The 15833-nt window shown below is 76.0% G+C and carries 14 protein-coding genes; 6 read left to right on the top strand and 8 right to left on the bottom strand.

What is annotated here, in order from left to right; translation table 11 throughout:
- The first annotated feature begins 8 nt into the window (after positions 1 to 8).
- From AB0N76_RS06295 to AB0N76_RS06285, 3 genes are all read left to right on the top strand, one after another.
- On the top strand, positions 9 to 2099 hold the full coding sequence (locus AB0N76_RS06295; RefSeq protein ID WP_363553709.1) for an ABC transporter permease: 2091 nt from the start codon (positions 9 to 11) through the stop codon (positions 2097 to 2099).
- Positions 2096 to 2872 (top strand): ABC transporter ATP-binding protein, encoded by a 777-nt coding sequence (locus AB0N76_RS06290; RefSeq protein ID WP_363553707.1) that lies wholly within the window; start codon positions 2096 to 2098, stop codon positions 2870 to 2872. Before AB0N76_RS06295 ends, AB0N76_RS06290 begins: the two co-directional genes overlap by 4 nt.
- 120 nt (positions 2873 to 2992) lie before the next feature.
- Positions 2993 to 3691, top strand: coding sequence for an ATP-binding cassette domain-containing protein (locus tag AB0N76_RS06285; protein WP_363553706.1), 699 nt, complete (start codon positions 2993 to 2995; stop codon positions 3689 to 3691).
- Positions 3692 to 3714: 23 nt separating this feature from the next.
- Here the strand turns inward: AB0N76_RS06285 and AB0N76_RS06280 are convergent, their stop codons facing one another.
- Both AB0N76_RS06280 and AB0N76_RS06275 read right to left on the bottom strand, forming a co-directional pair.
- Positions 3715 to 4542 (bottom strand): SDR family NAD(P)-dependent oxidoreductase, encoded by an 828-nt coding sequence (locus tag AB0N76_RS06280; RefSeq protein WP_363553704.1) that lies wholly within the window; start codon positions 4540 to 4542, stop codon positions 3715 to 3717.
- Positions 4543 to 4643: 101 nt separating this feature from the next.
- Positions 4644 to 5615, bottom strand: a complete 972-nt coding sequence (locus AB0N76_RS06275; RefSeq protein WP_363553702.1) for an NADP-dependent oxidoreductase — start codon at positions 5613 to 5615, stop codon at positions 4644 to 4646.
- Between the two features lie 144 nt (positions 5616 to 5759).
- On the opposite strand from AB0N76_RS06275, the gene AB0N76_RS06270 reads away from it, so the two are divergent.
- Positions 5760 to 7154 carry a LuxR C-terminal-related transcriptional regulator gene (locus AB0N76_RS06270; protein ID WP_363553700.1) on the top strand — a complete coding sequence of 465 codons (1395 nt, stop codon included), beginning with the start codon at positions 5760 to 5762 and terminating at the stop codon, positions 7152 to 7154.
- 34 nt (positions 7155 to 7188) lie between these two features.
- Here the strand turns inward: AB0N76_RS06270 and AB0N76_RS06265 are convergent, their stop codons facing one another.
- From AB0N76_RS06265 to AB0N76_RS06245, 5 genes are all read right to left on the bottom strand, one after another.
- Entirely contained in the window at positions 7189 to 8715 is a 1527-nt protein-coding gene (locus AB0N76_RS06265) for a glycosyltransferase family 39 protein (RefSeq protein ID WP_363553698.1), read from the bottom strand.
- A gap of 124 nt (positions 8716 to 8839) precedes the next feature.
- On the bottom strand, positions 8840 to 9109 hold the full coding sequence (locus AB0N76_RS06260) for a hypothetical protein (protein WP_363553696.1): 270 nt from the start codon (positions 9107 to 9109) through the stop codon (positions 8840 to 8842).
- A 48-nt stretch (positions 9110 to 9157) separates the two neighbouring features.
- Positions 9158 to 9754 (bottom strand): helix-turn-helix domain-containing protein, encoded by a 597-nt coding sequence (locus AB0N76_RS06255; RefSeq protein WP_363553694.1) that lies wholly within the window; start codon positions 9752 to 9754, stop codon positions 9158 to 9160.
- Between the two features lie 112 nt (positions 9755 to 9866).
- The gene (locus tag AB0N76_RS06250; RefSeq protein WP_363553692.1) at positions 9867 to 10991 is read right to left on the bottom strand and encodes a tyrosine-protein phosphatase; all 1125 of its coding nucleotides are present in this window, start codon (positions 10989 to 10991) and stop codon (positions 9867 to 9869) included.
- A gap of 95 nt (positions 10992 to 11086) precedes the next feature.
- Positions 11087 to 11827 carry a hypothetical protein gene (locus AB0N76_RS06245; protein ID WP_363553690.1) on the bottom strand — a complete coding sequence of 247 codons (741 nt, stop codon included), beginning with the start codon at positions 11825 to 11827 and terminating at the stop codon, positions 11087 to 11089.
- Between the two features lie 110 nt (positions 11828 to 11937).
- On the opposite strand from AB0N76_RS06245, the gene AB0N76_RS06240 reads away from it, so the two are divergent.
- Positions 11938 to 12432 (top strand): calmodulin-binding protein, encoded by a 495-nt coding sequence (locus AB0N76_RS06240; RefSeq protein ID WP_363553688.1) that lies wholly within the window; start codon positions 11938 to 11940, stop codon positions 12430 to 12432.
- Between the two features lie 94 nt (positions 12433 to 12526).
- Here the strand turns inward: AB0N76_RS06240 and AB0N76_RS06235 are convergent, their stop codons facing one another.
- Entirely contained in the window at positions 12527 to 14437 is a 1911-nt protein-coding gene (locus tag AB0N76_RS06235; RefSeq protein ID WP_363553686.1) for an acyl-CoA dehydrogenase, read from the bottom strand.
- Between the two features lie 213 nt (positions 14438 to 14650).
- Between AB0N76_RS06235 and AB0N76_RS06230 the strand changes: the two genes are divergently transcribed.
- The gene (locus tag AB0N76_RS06230) at positions 14651 to 15811 is read left to right on the top strand and encodes an NAD(P)-binding protein (RefSeq protein WP_363553684.1); all 1161 of its coding nucleotides are present in this window, start codon (positions 14651 to 14653) and stop codon (positions 15809 to 15811) included.
- Positions 15812 to 15833: the final 22 nt, after the last annotated feature.

Genomic DNA, 15833 nt, shown 5'->3' with positions numbered 1-15833 from the left:
GCCGTCCGATGCTCGTTCCTGTCCCCGCCCTGGCCGCCACAGCCGCCGACGTGACCGGCCTCACCGTCGACCTGGCCCTCGCGGGCCTGACCGTCGGCAGTGCCGCCGCGCTCAGCGGCATCGGCCTGGTCGTCTGCCACCGCGCCACCGGCGTGCTCAACCTCGCCCAGGGAGCCCAGGCGATGCTCGTCGCGTACCTGCTGCGCGACCTGGTGGTGGTGCGGCACTGGCCGGTTTGGCCGGCCGTCGCGTGCTGCCTGCTGGTGGTGGCGCCCGCCCTCGGGGTGGTGCTGGACGCCCTGGTGTACCGGCCGCTGCAACGGCGCGGCGCCGGGCCGGCCGAGACCATGGTGGCCGGGCTCGGGGTGTTCGTGCTGCTCATCGGGGTGGTGGTGCTGGTGTGGGGCGCCGCGCCGGTGGCGGGCGCGCCGTCCCCGTTCGGCGGGGCACCGATCGGGCTGGCCGGCGGACACACCCTGCGCCCGGACACCGTGGCGCAGCTGGCCGCGATCCTCGTCCTGGCGCTGACGGTCGGTGCGGCCACCCGGTTCACGCCGTTCGGCCTGCGGCTGCGGGCGGTGGTGGACGACCGCCGGCTCGCCGAACTGGCGGGGGTGGACGCCGACCGGGTGTCGGCGGCCGGGTGGGCGTTCGGCTCGTTCACCGCCGGACTGGTCGGGGTCGCGCTCGCGCCGTACCTGCTGCTGGATCCGTACGGGCTGCCGCTGCTGGTGATGGAGACGATGGCGGTCGCGGTGGCGGCCCGGCTGCGCAGCATCCCGGTGGCGGTGGTGACCGGGCTCGGCCTGGGGATCGCGCAGGCCGAACTGACCCGGCTCCGGCCGACCGGGCAGCTGCTGCCGCTGGTGCAGGCGGTGCAGGCGAACCTGTTCGTGGTGGCGCTGCTGGCCGCCGCGCTGCTGGCCGGGCCCCGGATCACGGGCGGGGCGGACACGGCCGCTCCGCCGGTGCCGGTGCCGGTGCCGCCCCCGGCCCCCGGCGGGTCCGGTGAGCGCGGCGGGCCCGGTGAACGCGGCGGTGCGTGGGCGGCGCGGGTGGTCTGCCTGGTGCTGCTCCTGCTGCCGATCGGTTTTCGCGGCAACGACCTGCGCAGCGCGCTGCTGGTCCCGGCGCTGGCCCTGGTGCTGCTGTCGATCGTGGTGGTGACGGGGTACGGCGGACAGATCTCGCTCGGCCAGGCCGGGTACGCGGGGCTGGGGGCGCTCGGGACGGCGCTGCTGATGTCCGGGCGGATCCCCGGCCTGCCGGCGCTGCCCGCCGCGCCCGCGCTGTTGTTCGCCGTGCTCGCGACCGCGCCGCTCGGGCTGCTGACCGGCTGGCCCGCGATCCGGCGGCGCGGGCTCGCCCTCGCCCTGGTGACCTTCGCGGTCGGCACGACCCTGAGCCGGTTCGTCTTCCAGCAGCCGTACGCGACCACCGGGCTCACCCTGGAGCGGCCGGCGTTCCTGGCCGGCGACCGCGCCTTCTACGTCGCCGAACTGCTGCTGCTCGGGCTGGGGTTGGTGGTGGTGCGGGCCCTGCACGGGGGCCGGACGGGGCGGGCGCTGAGCGCGCTGCGCGACCACGAACCGGGGGCGGCCGCGGCGGGGGTGAACGTGCCGGGGCTCAAGCTGTTCGCCTTCGTCGTGGGGGCCGCGCTGGCGGCGCTCGGCGGGGGGCTGATGGGGCTGGCCGGGCGGGCGTTCGACGCGGCCACCTTCGATCCAGTGCGCGGGCTGCTCTGGTTCGCGGCGGTGGTGGTGGCGGGCGCGGACAGCGCGTTGGGCGCGGTGCTGGCGGCGGCCCTGCTGATCGGCCTGGACGCGGGGACGGTGGCGGGGGTGTCGGCGGTCGCGGTCGGGGTGCTGGCGGCGGCCATCGGGCGACTGCCGGGCGGCCTGGCGGGGGTGGCGACGCGCTGGGCGGCGGGGTGGCCGACCGGCTCGGTGCCGTCCCGGGGGCCTGCGCTGCCCGAGGTGCCGGCGTTGCCGCCGGGCCGACTGACCCCGGCGGGGCGGCGGGTGCGGGCGGTGATCACGGCGCGCCGGGGCGGCGACGGGACCGCGTCCGCGCCCGTGCCAGGGGAGGCCGGGCCGTGAACGGGACGCGCGGCGCCGCCCGACTGACGGCCCGGGGCGTGGTCCGCCGGTACGGGGGGATCCAGGCGGTGGCGGGGGTCGACCTGGCCGCGCCGCCGGGGCGGGTGACGGCACTGATCGGGCCGAACGGCGCGGGCAAGAGCACGCTGTTCGACTGCCTGGCCGGCACCGCCCGCCCGGACGCCGGCCGGGTACTGCTCGGCGGCCGGGACGTCACCCGGTTGCCCGTGCACGCCCGGGTGCGGCTCGGCCTGGCCCGCACCTTCCAGCAGATCGCCGTCTTCCCCACTCTTTCGGTGGCGGACAACGTCCGGATCGGCGCCGAACAGCGCTCCAGGCGCGACAACGGCGGCGGCGTGACGCGGGAGCGGGCGGCGGAGCGGACGGCGCGGGCGCTCGGCCTGTTCGGGCTGGAGGCCGTGGCGGCGGAACCGGCCGGCGAGCAGCCGACGGGGGTGCTGCGCCTGGTCGAGCTGGCCCGGGCGCTGGCCGGCGGACCGCGCGTCCTGCTGCTGGACGAACCTGCGGCCGGCCTGGACGCCGCGCAGACCGCCCGGCTGCTCACCGTTCTGCGCGGGCTCGCCGGCGACGGCATGGCGCTGCTGCTGGTCGAGCACGACCCGGACCTGGTGGCCGAGCTCGCCGACATCGTGTACGCGATGGCCGACGGCCGGGTGGTCGCCGCCGGACCGACGGCGACGGTCCTGTCCGACCCCCGGGTGGCCCGCGCGTGGGGCGGGGCGGAGCGAGGGCGGGAGCGGGGCGGGAGGTGACAGATGACAGCTGACAACTTTCAGCTGACAGATATCAGATAACAGCTGACAGATAACAGATTTCCAACTCCCAACTCCCAACGGCCTCCCCGCCCCCACCCCTCCCCCGGAGCCCGCCCCATGCCCGTCGAGATCGCCCTGTCCGCCGCGCGGGTGCGGTACGGCCCACTGGAGGCGCTTCATGGCATAGACCTGACAATTCCATCCGGGCAGGTCACCGTCCTGCTCGGGCGCAACGGGGCCGGGCGGAGCAGCGCGCTGCACGCGTTGGCCGGGCTGGTGCGACTGTCCGCCGGGCGGGTCGTCTGGCGGGGGCGGGACGTCACCGCGCTCGACGTGCACCAGCGGGTGCGGCTCGGCTTGGCACTGGTACCGGCGGAGCGGGCGGTGTTCGCCTCGCTCACCGTCGCCGAGCACCTCGACCTCGGCGCCGCCGCCCAGCGCTCCCCCCACCCGGGGTCCGGCCGCACCCGCGAAGCGCTGGCCGTGTTCCCCGAGCTGACGGCGCTGCTCCCCCGGCGGGCCGGGACACTGTCCGGCGGACAGCAGCAACTCGTCGCCGTGGCCCGGGCATTGACGTCAGCCCCACGCCTCCTCCTGCTCGACGAACCGGACCGCGGACTGGCCCCGGCCGTCGCCGCCCGGCTGCACGCCCACCTGTTGGCCTCAGCCACGACGCAGGGCCGAACGGTGGTGCTGACCGCGCAGACGCTCCCGTCCACGCTGGCCGGGGCGGCCGTCGTACACGTCCTGCACCGGGGCGAGGTCGGCTTCTCCGGGGAGCCCGCCGAGCTGAGGACGGTGCCGCAGCGGTGGTGACGAGGGCCGGCGCCGGCCGACGGTCACTGGGCGAGGTAGCCGCCGTCGACCGGGAGAACGGTGCCGGTGATGAACGAGGCCTCGTCGGAGGCGAGGAAGAGGACGGCGGCGGCGACCTCCGCGGGCGAACCGAGCCGGCGCATCGGGTGGAGCTGCTCGATGGCGGCCAGGTACTCGGGGCCGCCGGGTTCGTCGCGCAGCCGGGCGACCCGTTCGGTGGTGATGGTGCCGGGAGCGACGGCGTTGACCCTGATACCGCGGTCGGCCCACTCCACCGCGAGGTGCTTGGTGAGCCCGGAGGCGACGAACTTGGCGGGCCCGTAGACGGCCTGGCCGCGCTGCCCGGCGACGCCCGAGATCGACGAGACGCAGACGATGGCACCGCCCGCACCCCCGCCGGCTGCCGCCCCTGCCCCCGTCCCCGTCCCTGCCCCCGCCCCCGCCCCCGGGGCCATCGCCTCGATGGCGTACTTGCAGGTCAGGAACATGCCCCGGCCGTCGACGGCCATCACGTGGTCCCAGTCCTCGGCCCCGGCCTCGGTGATCTCCAGCAACGGGATCACCCCCGCGTTGGCCACCAGGACGTCCAGCCGGCCGTGCCGTTCGACGGCGGCGGCGATCATGCGCCGGGCGTCCTCGTCCCGGGAGACGTCGCCGACCACCGTGGTGACGGCCTGCGGCAGCCGTTCGGCCAGCCGCCGCAGGCCGTCCTCGTCGAGGTCGGTGGCCACGACCGCCGCGCCCTCGCGGGCGAAGCGTTCGGCGACCGCGCGGCCGATCCCGTTCGCGGCTCCGGTCACCACACAGGACTTCCCGGCCAGCCGCCCGCCGGACGCACTCGTCTCCGTCATGGCACCGGACTGTAACGGTGCGCCGCCGGACGGTAAACCCGGCCGGGAGCGCGTCCGGCGCCGGACTGCTCCGGGCGGGTGAGGGGGCGACCCCGGCCGGTTCAGCCGACCGTGAGGACGATCTTGCCGCGCAGGTGGCCGCGCTCGCTCTCGCGCTGCGCCTCGACCGCCTCCGCCAGCGGGTGGACCCGGTGCAGCGGCAGGCTCAGCCCGCCCTCCTCGAACAGCGCGACCGCGCCCGCCAGCGCCGGACCGTGGTACTCGGTCGGCTCGTTGCCGCCGGTGAACCGGACCCCGTGCTCCGCAGCCCCCTGCCAGTCGGCGATGGTCAGCACGTGCTCCGCACCGCCCGCCAGCTCGATGGAGAGCGGCAGGACGTCCGTCCCCGCCCCGTCCAGCACCCGGTCCACCCCGTCGGGGGCGACGGCGCGGACCCGGTCGGCCAGCCCGTCGCCGTAGACGACCGGCACCGCGCCCAGCTCGCGCAGGTACGCGTGGTTGCCCTCGCTGGCGGTGCCGATCACCCGGATCCCCCGCGCCCGGGCGAACTGCAGCAGCAGGGTTCCGACGCCGCCCGCCGCACCGTGCACCAGCAGGGTCTGGCCGGGTTCGACACCCAGCAGGTCCAGCGACCGCCAGGCGGTCTCGGCGGCGACCGGGATCGCGGCGGCCCGCGTCCAGTCGAGCCCGGCGGGCTTGCGGGCCAGCTTGCCGGCCGCGGCCAGCACGTGCTCCGCGTAGCCGCCGCCCTCGACCAGGCCGAACACCTCGTCGCCGGGCTGCCACTCGGTGACGCCCTCACCGACCGCCTCCACCACGCCCGCCACCTCGTAGCCGACCACGGCCGGGAGGGTGACCGGGAACAGCTCGGCGATCACGCCGGAACGCACCTTGCTGTCCAGCGGGTTGACGCCGACGGCGCGGACAGCGATCCGCACCTGGCCGGCGCCCGGCGCGGGCAGCTCGATCTCGATCGGGTGCAGGACGTCCACGGTGCCGTACTCGGCGAAGCCGATCGCCTTGGTCGGGAAGCCGTCGCTGTCGACGCCCTTGCCGTTGCTGCTGTTACTCATGACGGGATCCACCGTTCTTCCTGAGACCTTCGGAACGGCTCCAGCCTGGTACGGGCGGCGGTCCGGGCCGGCCATCCGTTCGGCCGGTTCCACCTGGCCGTTCGGCCAGGCCGGGGCGGGCGGGCCCGGACTAGGCTGACCGGTATGGCCGAACAGCTGCGCAACGGACCCGCCACCGGCGCCACGAAGGACACGGACTCCGGCTCCGGCGCCGAACCCGGCAGCTGGTCCTGGGACCACCCCGAGGGTGCGCTGGCCCGTACCGCCGAGGTGCTGCGCGCGCCCCGCCCGGCGATCATGTCGAAGCTCTCCGAGGTGGTCGCCGACCTCGTCCCGCACATCGCGGTGGCCCAGCTCAGCGGGGTCTGCACATTCTCCCCGGCGATCGCCTTCGGCCCCGACGAGCTGTCCGCGCGGATCACCAGCGTGGAACTGGCCCAGCTCGCCGAGGCCGTGCCGCCCGGCCGCGCCTGGCAGGGCGAGGCGGTGCTCGCCGGGCGCGCCCGTCCGACGGTCGCCGTCTCGGCGGCCCCGGCGGGCAGCAACGGCGCCCTGCTGGTGCTGGTCCGGGCGAGCGCCGGGCCCCTGGAGCCGCTGCCGGAGGCGCCGCTCGCGCTGCTGCGGCAGCTGTGGGAGCTGGTGACCACGCACTCCCACCACCGGGCCGTGGACGCCGCCCCGGCGCACGCCGCCGTCTCCCGCGCCTCGGCGAGCGCCCGGGCCCGTGCGATCGCCGAGTTGGGCGGCGCCCACGCCTCCGCGCTGTCGGCGATCCTCGCGCCGCTGCGGTCCGCCGCCCTGGACGACGCGACCGCCCGGCGCAACGCCACCGAGCTGGCCGTGACGGCGCTGCTGGAACTGCGCGGCGCCGCCGACCTGGACCGCGAGCTGAGCGAGGAGCCGGCCGCCACCGCGTTCGCCCGACTCGCCGACGCGGTAAGGCCGTTGCTGCGGCACAGTCCGGTCCGACTGGACCTGCTGGCCCCGGCCGAGGGGGACCGTTCGGTGCCCAACGACACCGCGCACACCGCCCGGGCCGCCGTCCGGTCCACCGTGCTGGCCATGCTGGAGCAGGACGGTCTGACGCGACTGCACGTGAGCTGGCAGTTCGTCGACGACACGCTGCGGGCGGTGGTCCGGGACGACGGCCCGGGTCTGCTGAACGCCGACGCGCTCACCGTCCACCGCACCGCCGACCGGATCGCCGCCCTGGCGGGCCGGTTGGCGGTCGACGCCGTCCCGGGTTGGGGGACGACGGTGACCGTCGACCTGCCGTTGCACGTCGCGGCGGCGGCCGTCGGCTCGGCGGATCCGCTGGAGGGGCTCCAGCCAAGGGAGTTGGAGGTCCTGGACCAGCTCGCCCGGGGGCGCCGCAACCGCGAGATCGCCCAGGCCCTGCACATCAGCGAGTCGACGGTGAAGTTCCATGTCGCCAACATCCTGGCCAAGTTGGGCGTGACCTCGCGCGGTGAGGCGGCCGCCCTGGCGCACCGGGCCGGGCTGCCGACGGCCCCGCCCGCGCTCCACGCGGCGTCCTGAGCCGCCCGTCCCCCGTCGGAGCGCCACCCAGTGCTCAGTAGTAGTGCCGCAGTTCCGGCCAGAGCACCGACCAGGGCCGGTCGGTGCCCGAGCAGAGCAGCACGGGCGCGTGCTGCTCCTGGTTCGGGACGCCGTGGCCGTTGTCGACCCGGGCGACCACCCGGCAGTCGGTGAAGTGCCGTTCCGCGCCCGGGAATCCGTCCGGGTGGACGAGCAGCACCGGGCCGTCGAGGCGGTCCGGCGGCGGGCCCCAGTCGGCCAGGCTCATGTGGCCGGAGTACGGGGCGGGCAGGCCGCGGACCGGACCGTAGGCGGCGAGGGCGCCCGCCTCGCCGTAGTCGGCGGCGAAGAGGACGGCGCGGTCCCGGCGGTCGGGCGGGATGGCGTCCCAGCCCCGGGCGGCGGCGTCGGCGAGTTCGGGCCAGCCGATCTGCTCGCCCTGTTCCGCGTAGAGCCGGTTGACGGCCGGGGTGAGGCGGGCCGGCAGCACCGGGAGGGTGACGACGAGGTTGACGGCCGCGCCGAACGCCAGCGCGGTCGCGAACGACCGGATCCGGCGCGGGCCCGCCGCCGCCAGCCGGCGGGCGACCGGTTCGCAGCCGGCCGCGGTCAGGACCAGCAGCGCGGGCAGCGCGTAGTACGGCTTGCCGCCGACCGCGACCACCAGCCCGCAGAGCACCGGGTAGGCGAGCGCGAACGGCCTGGCCCAGGCCGAGTCGGCGTCGTGGCGCAGGCGGCGGAAGCCGGCCAGCCAGACCGGCACCAGCACCGGCGACAGGTAGAGGATCTGCATCGGCACGAACAGCAGCCGGTTGGCCAGGCCGTCCCGCTCGCTGATGCCGCCGGCGACGGTGAGTTGGGGCCAGCCGTGGGCGGCCTGCCACCACAGGTCGGGCAGCGCGACCGCCACCGCGACGGCGGCGCCCGCGACCGGCCACCACCCGCGCAGCACCCGGCGCGGTCCGGTGATCAGGACGGCCGGCACCAGGGCGGCGGCGAGCAACAGGACGAGGTCCTTGTTGAGCAGCGCGAGCCCGGTCGCCGCGCCGACGGCGGGCCACCAGCGGCCGTCGCCGGTGCGCAGCAGGCGCAGGGCGAGCAGGCAGACGGCCAGCCAGCCGAACAGGTCGAAGGTGGCGGTGTTGAGCAGGTGCCCGACCGCGAGCACGAACGCCGAGCAGGCCGCGCTCCCGGCGGCGAGCAGCTGGCCGCCCCATCCGGCGCCCAACTCCCGTGCCAGCAGCGCCACCAGGACGACGGTGGCGGCGCAGAGCAGGACGGACACGGCGCGCAGCCCGGCCGGGCCGTCGCCGAACAGGGCCGTGGACGCGCGCCCGAGGAGCGGGGTGAGCGGCGGCTGGTCGACGTAGCCCCAGTCGGGGTGGCGGCCGGCGAGCAGGAAGTACAGCTCGTCGCGGTGGAACCCGTACCGGCCGGACAGGGCGAGTTGCACCGCGGTCACCGCCGCCGTCACCGCGGCGACCGGCTTCCAGGCGAACGGCCCGATGGCGGAGGGTTCCAGGGCGGACGGAACGACGGCGAACGACCCCCGTGTGTTCACGAAGGCGAGTGTGACAGCCCGCCGTCGGCGCAGGAAGTCGGATCGGCCGACTTCCTGTGCGGGCCCGCCGGCAGGGCGGACCGCACCGCCCCGACTCCCCCGGCACCGACCGCGCCCACCGCGCTCACCGGCCGTGTCCGCCCGGCACGCCCGGCACGCCTGCGGACGCTCCGGCCGGGGCGGTCTCGATCCTGGCGGCGCACAGCACGTTCGGGCGCTTGCAGTCCGCGACCGGCGAGGAACCGGACGGGGCCGACCCCGGACGGCCCGCCGGCGGCTCCTCCCGGCCGTCACCCAGCAGGAGCGTGACGGCGCCACCGCCGACGACCAGCACCGCCCAGACGGCCACCGCCGTCCGTTGCCACCGCCGCACTCCGGCCCCCCGGTTCAGCATGGTCAGCACCCGCCCGACGGGCACGCTACCACCGGGTCCGGAGCGGGCTCACGCCTCCTTCGGGCGGGTCCGGGCGCGCAGGTGGAGGCGTTCGCCCTGCTTGCCGAAGAGGCTGAGCACCTCGACGTCCCCGGCGCCGGTGGAGCCGAACCAGTGCGGGTTCTGGCAGTCGAACTCGGCCGCCTCACCCGGGGCGAGGACGACGTCGTGCTCACCGAGGAGCAGCCGGAGCCGGCCGGAGAGGACGTAGAGCCACTCGTGGCCGGTGTGGGTGGTGAGGGTGGGGGCGTGGTGGCTCGCCGGGATGGTGATCTTGAACGCCCGGGGCTCGGTCTGGTGCCGGGAGAGCGGGACGAAGACCCGGCCGTCGGCGCGTGCCGGATGCTGGTGGACGCGCGGGTCCTGGACGCGCGGGGCGGCGACGATCTCGTCCAGCGGGACGGCGAGGGCGGCGGCGATCGGGAGGAGGAGTTCGAGGCTGGGTTTGCGCTGCTCGGACTCCAGCCGGGACAGGGTGCTCTTGGAGATCCCGGTGGCCTGGCTGAGATCGGCCAGCGACATGTCCTTGCGCTCGCGCAGGCGGCGCAGCCGCGGGCCGATCTGGCGCAGGGTGGCGGCGATGGCGGGGATCGCGTCGGGGTCCATACGGACGATCGAAGCAGGCCGTCCCGGTTCCGGCAACGCGGGTTCCCGCCGCCACCGCCGCCACCGCCACCGCCACCGCCACCGCCACCGCCGACCGGTTACCCCGCCGCCCTCAGCCGACGAGCAGCTGACTGCGCAGGTCGCGGAGGTCGCGCCGGTCCAGGCCGAGCCCGGACGCCAGGTAGGCGTCGAAGGAGCCGAACGTCCGCTGCACCTCGTCGAATCCGGCGTTCAGATACTCGGGCCGGACGTCCAGCAGCGGCTTGTAGACGGCCTGGTAGGCGGGCGGCAGCTGGGCGAGGGTGGCGGCGATCTCGGCGGCCCGGTAGGTGTTGCTGGCGAGGTAGTCGGCCTCGACGGTCTCGCGCGGCACGCCGAGCGCGGTGAGCAGCGCGGCGGAGGCCCAGCCGGTGCGGTCCTTGCCGGCCGTGCAGTGGAACAGGACGTTCTCGTCGTCGCGCTCCACCAGGGAGGTGAGGACGGCGCGGTAGGCGCCGCGGGCGCTGTCGGCGGAGACCATGGTGCGCTCGCCGTCGATCATGGCCTGGACGGCGGCCTGCGGGGTGGTGACGTTGAACGCGCCGGTGTCGGCGGTGCCGAGCACATTGGCGTCGACGGCGGTGGCGCCGGCCGGGAGGCGGTCGGGGGCGGCCTTCCGCTCGGCGGGGGTGCGCAGGTCGAAGACGGTGCGGATGCCGAGGCGGCGGAGCTTGGCGAGGTCCGGCTCGGTCAGCTTGGAGAGGTCGCCCGAGCGGTAGACGACGCCCATCCGGACCCAGTGGCCGTCGGCGGTGCGGTACCCGCCGGCGTCGCGGAAGTTGGGGGCGGAGGCGAGGTGCAACGAGCGGTCGGCGACGACGAGCGGGGTGCCGCGGTCGGGGACGAGCTCGAAGTACCACTGGTCGGCGGCGGGCAGCCCGGTGACGGTGACCGTGCCGGTTCCGGCGCCCTTGGCGACGGGCTTGCGGTGGCGGATGTCCTCCGGGTCGGTGCCGGCGTAGACGGTCACGTGGCGGGCGCCGGGGGCGGTCCAGGTGAGCGTGAAGCCGCCGTCGGCCTGCTGGGTGGCGGTGGCGGCGGTGAACGGGATCGCCTGCCGCGCGGCGGCGGCGGACCCGGCAGCGGCGGGAGCGGACGCGGCGGGAGCGGGGGCGGCGGCGGCCAGCGCCGGGGTGCCGAGGACGAGGGCGCCGGTCAGCGCCACCGCGACCGTCAGGCGGGTGTGGGAGGTGCTCATGACCCGGCACGGTAGGCAGGACGAAGTGGTCCTCCGTGGCCGCCGGATGGCGTACCGGCGACGACTTGTCGAAGTACTGGCGTTCGAGCGGCCGCTCAGTCCGGGTGCGCCATCCCGGCCGCCGCTTCGAGGACGCGCTCGTAGCCGACCTGGACGGCCCACAGGGTCCGCTCGTCGTACTCGGAGTCGTCGGGGCGCCGGGTGCGCCAGGCCAGGGCGGTCTGGAAGAAGGCGTGGTCGCCGGGTTCGAGGGCCGGGAGGGTCCAGCGCAGGGCCCGGTTGTCGTCGAGGTACTCGACGCCCCAGCCGGCCCAGCCGGCCCCGCCGACGTCCACGGTGTCGAAGTACCGGGCCCAAGCCGCCGGGACGCCGCCGAGTTCGGCGCGCCAGTAGAGGTCCTCCGCGTCGGGGCCGCCGAGGTGGAGAACCGTTTCGGCGTCCCAGAGTTCGACGGCGGCGGTCCCCTGACTGCCCGCGTACTCGCTCTCGACTCCGGCCGGGACGTCCCGGAAGGAGGCGGTCAACCGGACCCCGGAGAGCGCGGCCCGGGCGTCGATCCGCCAGACGGCGCCCCAGCAGTTCGCCGCCGGCAGCACCGCGGCGTCCCCGCGCGGCCGGAACGGGCAGAGCAGCAGCTCCAGTTCGGCGCCGGGGTGCTCCCAGTGGTGGATCAGGGCGCCGGTCGGGAGGCGGTCCACCCGCCCGGGCCTCGGCGGCACCGTCCAACCGCCCAGGCGCGCCCGGAGGTCGAGCACGCCGAGCGGCGTGGCCACCGAGGGCGGGGCGGGCACGAGCGGTCCGGGGAGCCGGGCGATGTGGGGCAGGAGGAGCGGCACACCGGGAGCCTAGGACACGGTCGGGTTCCGACACTTTCCGCCACGACTGCCCTACTCTTCGTGACCGATCGGTCGTGATCCGACGACCCGCAGCCATGAGGAGATTCCCGGTGCGACGAATCGCCGGCAGGATCGGCAGCCTTGCCGCCGCAGCAGTCCTCGCCCTGACGATGGCCCAGCCCGCCGGGGCCCAGCCCGCCGGGGCCCAGCCCGCCGGGGCCCAGCAGCGGACGGAGGGCCCGGGCACCCGCGCCCCCGATCCGACGGCCCTCTTCGAGTTCACCGACGTCACCCACGAGACCTTCGTCTTCCGGCTCACCGACGTGAACCGGATCCAGAAGGCCCGGGACATCCTGAGCGGCAAGGAGAAGGAGGCGACGCACGTGATGGCGCGGATCGTGCCGCGTCCGCAGTTCTACAACCCGCGGTGGAGCTACCACATCAACCCGGACACGGTGGAGTTCTTCGCCTTCGCCATCGAGGTGTGCGACGCGACGATCCCGTACATCGAGGAGCACCTGGACGAGGCGGGCGGCGCCTTCCTGCCGGGCTACTACTGGTGCGGCTGGTCCACGAAGCTGACCCGGGAGATCATCCCGTCCTGAGGACCCGCTGCCCTGACGGCCGTCGCCGGGCTGCCCCGTTCCCGCGCTCGGGGAGGAACGGGGCAGCCCGGCGGCGCGTCCGGGGGCGGGCGCGTCAGGCGGTGAAGGCCTGCTGGTAGTCGGGGTTGGCGATGGGGCGGTGGGCGAGGAGGGGTTCGGGGAGGTCGAAGGCCTCGACCAGGGTGAGGGCGTGGTCGGCCAGTCGGCCGATGGAACGTTCCGCCAGGTCCGGCAGGGACTCGGCCTGGCGGGCGGTGAGTTCGCCGGCGGCCAGCAGGGTGGCGGCGTGCGCGTCGATCCGGCGCAGGGTGAAGAGCCGGTGCAGGTCGAGCAGCAGGGCCCGGGCGTCCGGGTCGGCGGCGGCGTCCGCCCAGGCCAGCAGGGCCGCGCCGGCGTCGAGTTCGGCCCGGGCGGTGACGGCGGCGAGGGCGTCGGGGGCGGCGGCGTTCCAGCGGCCCAGGCTGTCCCCGGCGGGGGCCTCGCGCAGCCGGGTCCGGGCCCGGGCCAGCCGGATCCGGCCGACGGCGCGCAGCAGCGCCTGCCGGACGGCGGGATCGGCGAGGTCGGCCGGGTCAGCGGGGTCGGCGGCCCCGGCCCCGGCGGTCCCCCCGGCCGCCGGGAGGGACGTTTCCTCGGTCTCCAGGAGGAGTTCCGCGCCGGCCTTGGCCCAGAGCGCGAGGTTGTCGCCCTCGGCGGTGATGGCGCCCTCGACGTCCGAGGCGAGCACGGTGATCCCGTTGACCGGCAACAGGCCCTGGGCGCCGCAGCGTTCCCGGCTCTCGATGATCAGCTCGCGGGCCTGCCAGGTGATCCAGCCCTTGGCGATGGCGATCTGACGCTCGGCGGCGGCCCGGTCGGCGGAGTCACCGGGGCCGCCGGAGCTGCCGGGGCCGTTGGAAGCTCCGGCGCCATGGCCGGCCCAGCGGTCGACGGCGTCCCGGTGCAGCGCGGTCATCGCGTAGAGCGTGGCGAGGCCGGCCAGCAGCGGACCGTGGTGGGTGCGGTGGCTCCAGATCGGGCGGCGGCGGTCCGGCCGGGTGTCGGCGATCTCGCGGTGGTGCGCGTAGCGGACGGCGGTGGCGAGGGCGACCCGGGCGCCGCCGACGGCGCTGGCGCTCATGCAGAGCTTGCCGGCGGTGACCCGGCCGATCGCGGTGAGGAATCGTTTCCGCTTGCTGCCCAATGAGCTGCTGAGCGTGCCGTCGTCGGCGAGCCGGCCGTGCTCGCCGGTGAGCAGCGCCTCGGGCGGCAGGACGACCCGGTCGAAGGAGGTGAGGCAGTGGTCGACCGGACTGCCGGGGCGCAGCGGCAGGGCCTGGACGGTGACGCCGGGCAGCGGGCCGGACTCGTCGGTGAGCGGCACGTGGAAGAGGAAGACGCCCTGGTCGCGGCCGTCGATGCGCAGCCGCGCGGCGACCACGGCGGACTTCGGGCCGCCGGCGGGGCCGGTGTTCGGCATGAACTTCCGGGCGGCCGGGTGGGGCGTGTGCAGGATGAAGGTGCGGTCGGTGCGGTCGTAGTCGGCGACGGTCTCCAGGGCGGCGGCGTCGTTGCCGTGGCCGAGTTCGGTGCAGAGGAAGGTTCCGACGCGGTCCATCCGCAGGTAGTCGTCGAGCGGGCGCTTGTCGTTCGGGTCGTGGTCGAGCAGGCTGCCGAGGAAGAGGTTGTAGTGGATGCCGGCGAGCACGGTGAGGGCTCCGTCCAGCGGGCCGGTCCACTCGTGCAGCGCGGCCAGGCGGGCGGGGTCGGCGGCCAGGGCGGCGGCGTCGACGGTGTCGTTGACGCGGCGCAGGCGGCGGTAGGAGTCGGCGAGCTGCTCGGCGGGCGGGGTGTCGGTGCGCCGGTACATGGCCGGGTCGGCGGCCAGCTCCCGCCAGTCGCGGTGGACGTCGTGGCGGTGGGCGTCGTAGAGGAGCCGGGTCAGCTCGGCGGCCGTGCCGGTGGGAGCGGCGGTTGGAGTGGCGGCGGAATCGGCGACGGCGCCCGGTATGGAAAGCGTGGTCATGTCATCTCTATTGCCTGATCAGGCCATCGGTCACGGCTTTGTGATCAAGGTCACCGGCGGGATCGCGGAGCGGCCGGCGGCGGACCTCGGCGGCCCCGCCGCGCACAGGAAGTCGGCCGGTCCGACTTCCTGTGCGCCGACCCGTCACATTCCGGCGGGCTACGCCGTCTCCCTCCCGACAACGGCCACGGAGGAGAGCGGGAGGACGAGGACATGGCGCGGCGCATCACCATCATCGGCGGGGGCTTCGGCGGGCTGACGGCGGCGATCTCGGCGGCCGAGGAGGGCGCGGAGGTGACGCTCCACGAGGCGCACCGCCGGCTCGGCGGCCGGGCCAGGACGGCGCAGGGGCCGTACCGGACCAACGAGGGACCGCACGCGTTCTACCGGCGCGGCCCGCACTGGGCGTGGCTGCGGCGGCGCGGACTGGTCGGGCCGCTGGCCCGGATCCCGGTCGGCGACCTGCTGCGGATGCGCTACCGCCTGGACGGCCGGCTGCGCGCGCTGCCGCCGCTCGGGATCTCCCGGCTGGCGACCCGCCGGGACGCGCCGGTCGGCCGGACCTTCCTCGGCTGGGCGAGCGAGGTGGCGGGCGAGCGGACGGCCCGCGCGGCGGCGAACTTCGTGGCCGTCGCGACCTTCCACCACGACCCCGGCCTGCTCTCGGCGGCGTTCACCCAGGAGCGGCTGCGCCGGGCGGCGGGCCTGCCGCCGGAGGCGGTGTACCCGGTGGGCGGCTGGCAGTCGGTGATCGACCGGATGTCGGCCCGGGCGCTGGAGTTGGGGGTGCGGATCGAGACCGGTTCGCGGCTGGAGGCGCTGCCGCCGACCAACAACCCGATCATCGTCGCGACCTCGCTGGACGCCGCGCGCCGGCTGCTCGACGACGACCGCCTGACCGGGGAGAGCGGCCGGACGCTGCTGCTGGACCTGGCGGTGCGGTCGCGGCGCGGGGACGCGTTCGTCGTCTCGGACCTCGACGGCACCGGCTGGGTGGAGCGCTTCACCGCCCAGGACCGCAGCCTGGCGCCGGCCGGCGAGCAGCTGGTGCAGGCCCAACTCCCCCTGGCTCCCGGCGAGTCGAAGGAGTCCGGGCTGGCCCGGGCGGAGCAGCTGCTGGACCTGGGCTTCCGGGGCTGGCGGGAGCGCACGGTCTGGCGGCGGACGGCGGTGGCGGCGGGCCGGACGGGCGCGGTGGACCGGCCGGGGACGACCTGGCGGGACCGCCCGTCGGTCGACCGCGGCGACGGCGTCTACCTGGTGGGCGACCAGGTGGCGGCGCCCGGGGTGCTGAGCGAGGTGTCGTTCGGCAGCGCCCTGGAGGCGGTGTCGCTGGCCCTGGTCCGTGGCCGGGTCCGGCAGTTCAGCCGCTGAGCCCGCCGGCTGCAGGCGGAGC

The sequence above is a fragment of the Kitasatospora sp. NPDC093806 genome (assembly GCF_040683335.1).
GTDB lineage: Bacteria > Actinomycetota > Actinomycetes > Streptomycetales > Streptomycetaceae > Kitasatospora.
Note: the sequence above shows the minus strand (reverse complement) of the source record. Positions and strands in the feature narration are given on the sequence as shown.

Excerpts from the sequence above, each read along its gene's own strand:
- AB0N76_RS06295 (WP_363553709.1), top strand. The coding sequence starts at position 9 with ATGCTCGTTCCTGTCCCCGCCCTGGCCGCCACAGCCGCCGACGTGACC.
- AB0N76_RS06285 (WP_363553706.1), top strand. The coding sequence starts at position 2,993 with ATGCCCGTCGAGATCGCCCTGTCCGCCGCGCGGGTGCGGTACGGCCCA.
- AB0N76_RS06280 (WP_363553704.1), bottom strand. The coding sequence starts at position 4,542 with ATGACGGAGACGAGTGCGTCCGGCGGGCGGCTGGCCGGGAAGTCCTGT.
- AB0N76_RS06275 (WP_363553702.1), bottom strand. The coding sequence starts at position 5,615 with ATGAGTAACAGCAGCAACGGCAAGGGCGTCGACAGCGACGGCTTCCCG.
- AB0N76_RS06270 (WP_363553700.1), top strand. The coding sequence starts at position 5,760 with ATGGCCGAACAGCTGCGCAACGGACCCGCCACCGGCGCCACGAAGGAC.
- AB0N76_RS06260 (WP_363553696.1), bottom strand. The coding sequence starts at position 9,109 with ATGCTGAACCGGGGGGCCGGAGTGCGGCGGTGGCAACGGACGGCGGTG.
- AB0N76_RS06255 (WP_363553694.1), bottom strand. The coding sequence starts at position 9,754 with ATGGACCCCGACGCGATCCCCGCCATCGCCGCCACCCTGCGCCAGATC.
- AB0N76_RS06250 (WP_363553692.1), bottom strand. The coding sequence starts at position 10,991 with ATGAGCACCTCCCACACCCGCCTGACGGTCGCGGTGGCGCTGACCGGC.
- AB0N76_RS06235 (WP_363553686.1), bottom strand. The coding sequence starts at position 14,437 with ATGACCACGCTTTCCATACCGGGCGCCGTCGCCGATTCCGCCGCCACT.
- AB0N76_RS06230 (WP_363553684.1), top strand. The coding sequence starts at position 14,651 with ATGGCGCGGCGCATCACCATCATCGGCGGGGGCTTCGGCGGGCTGACG.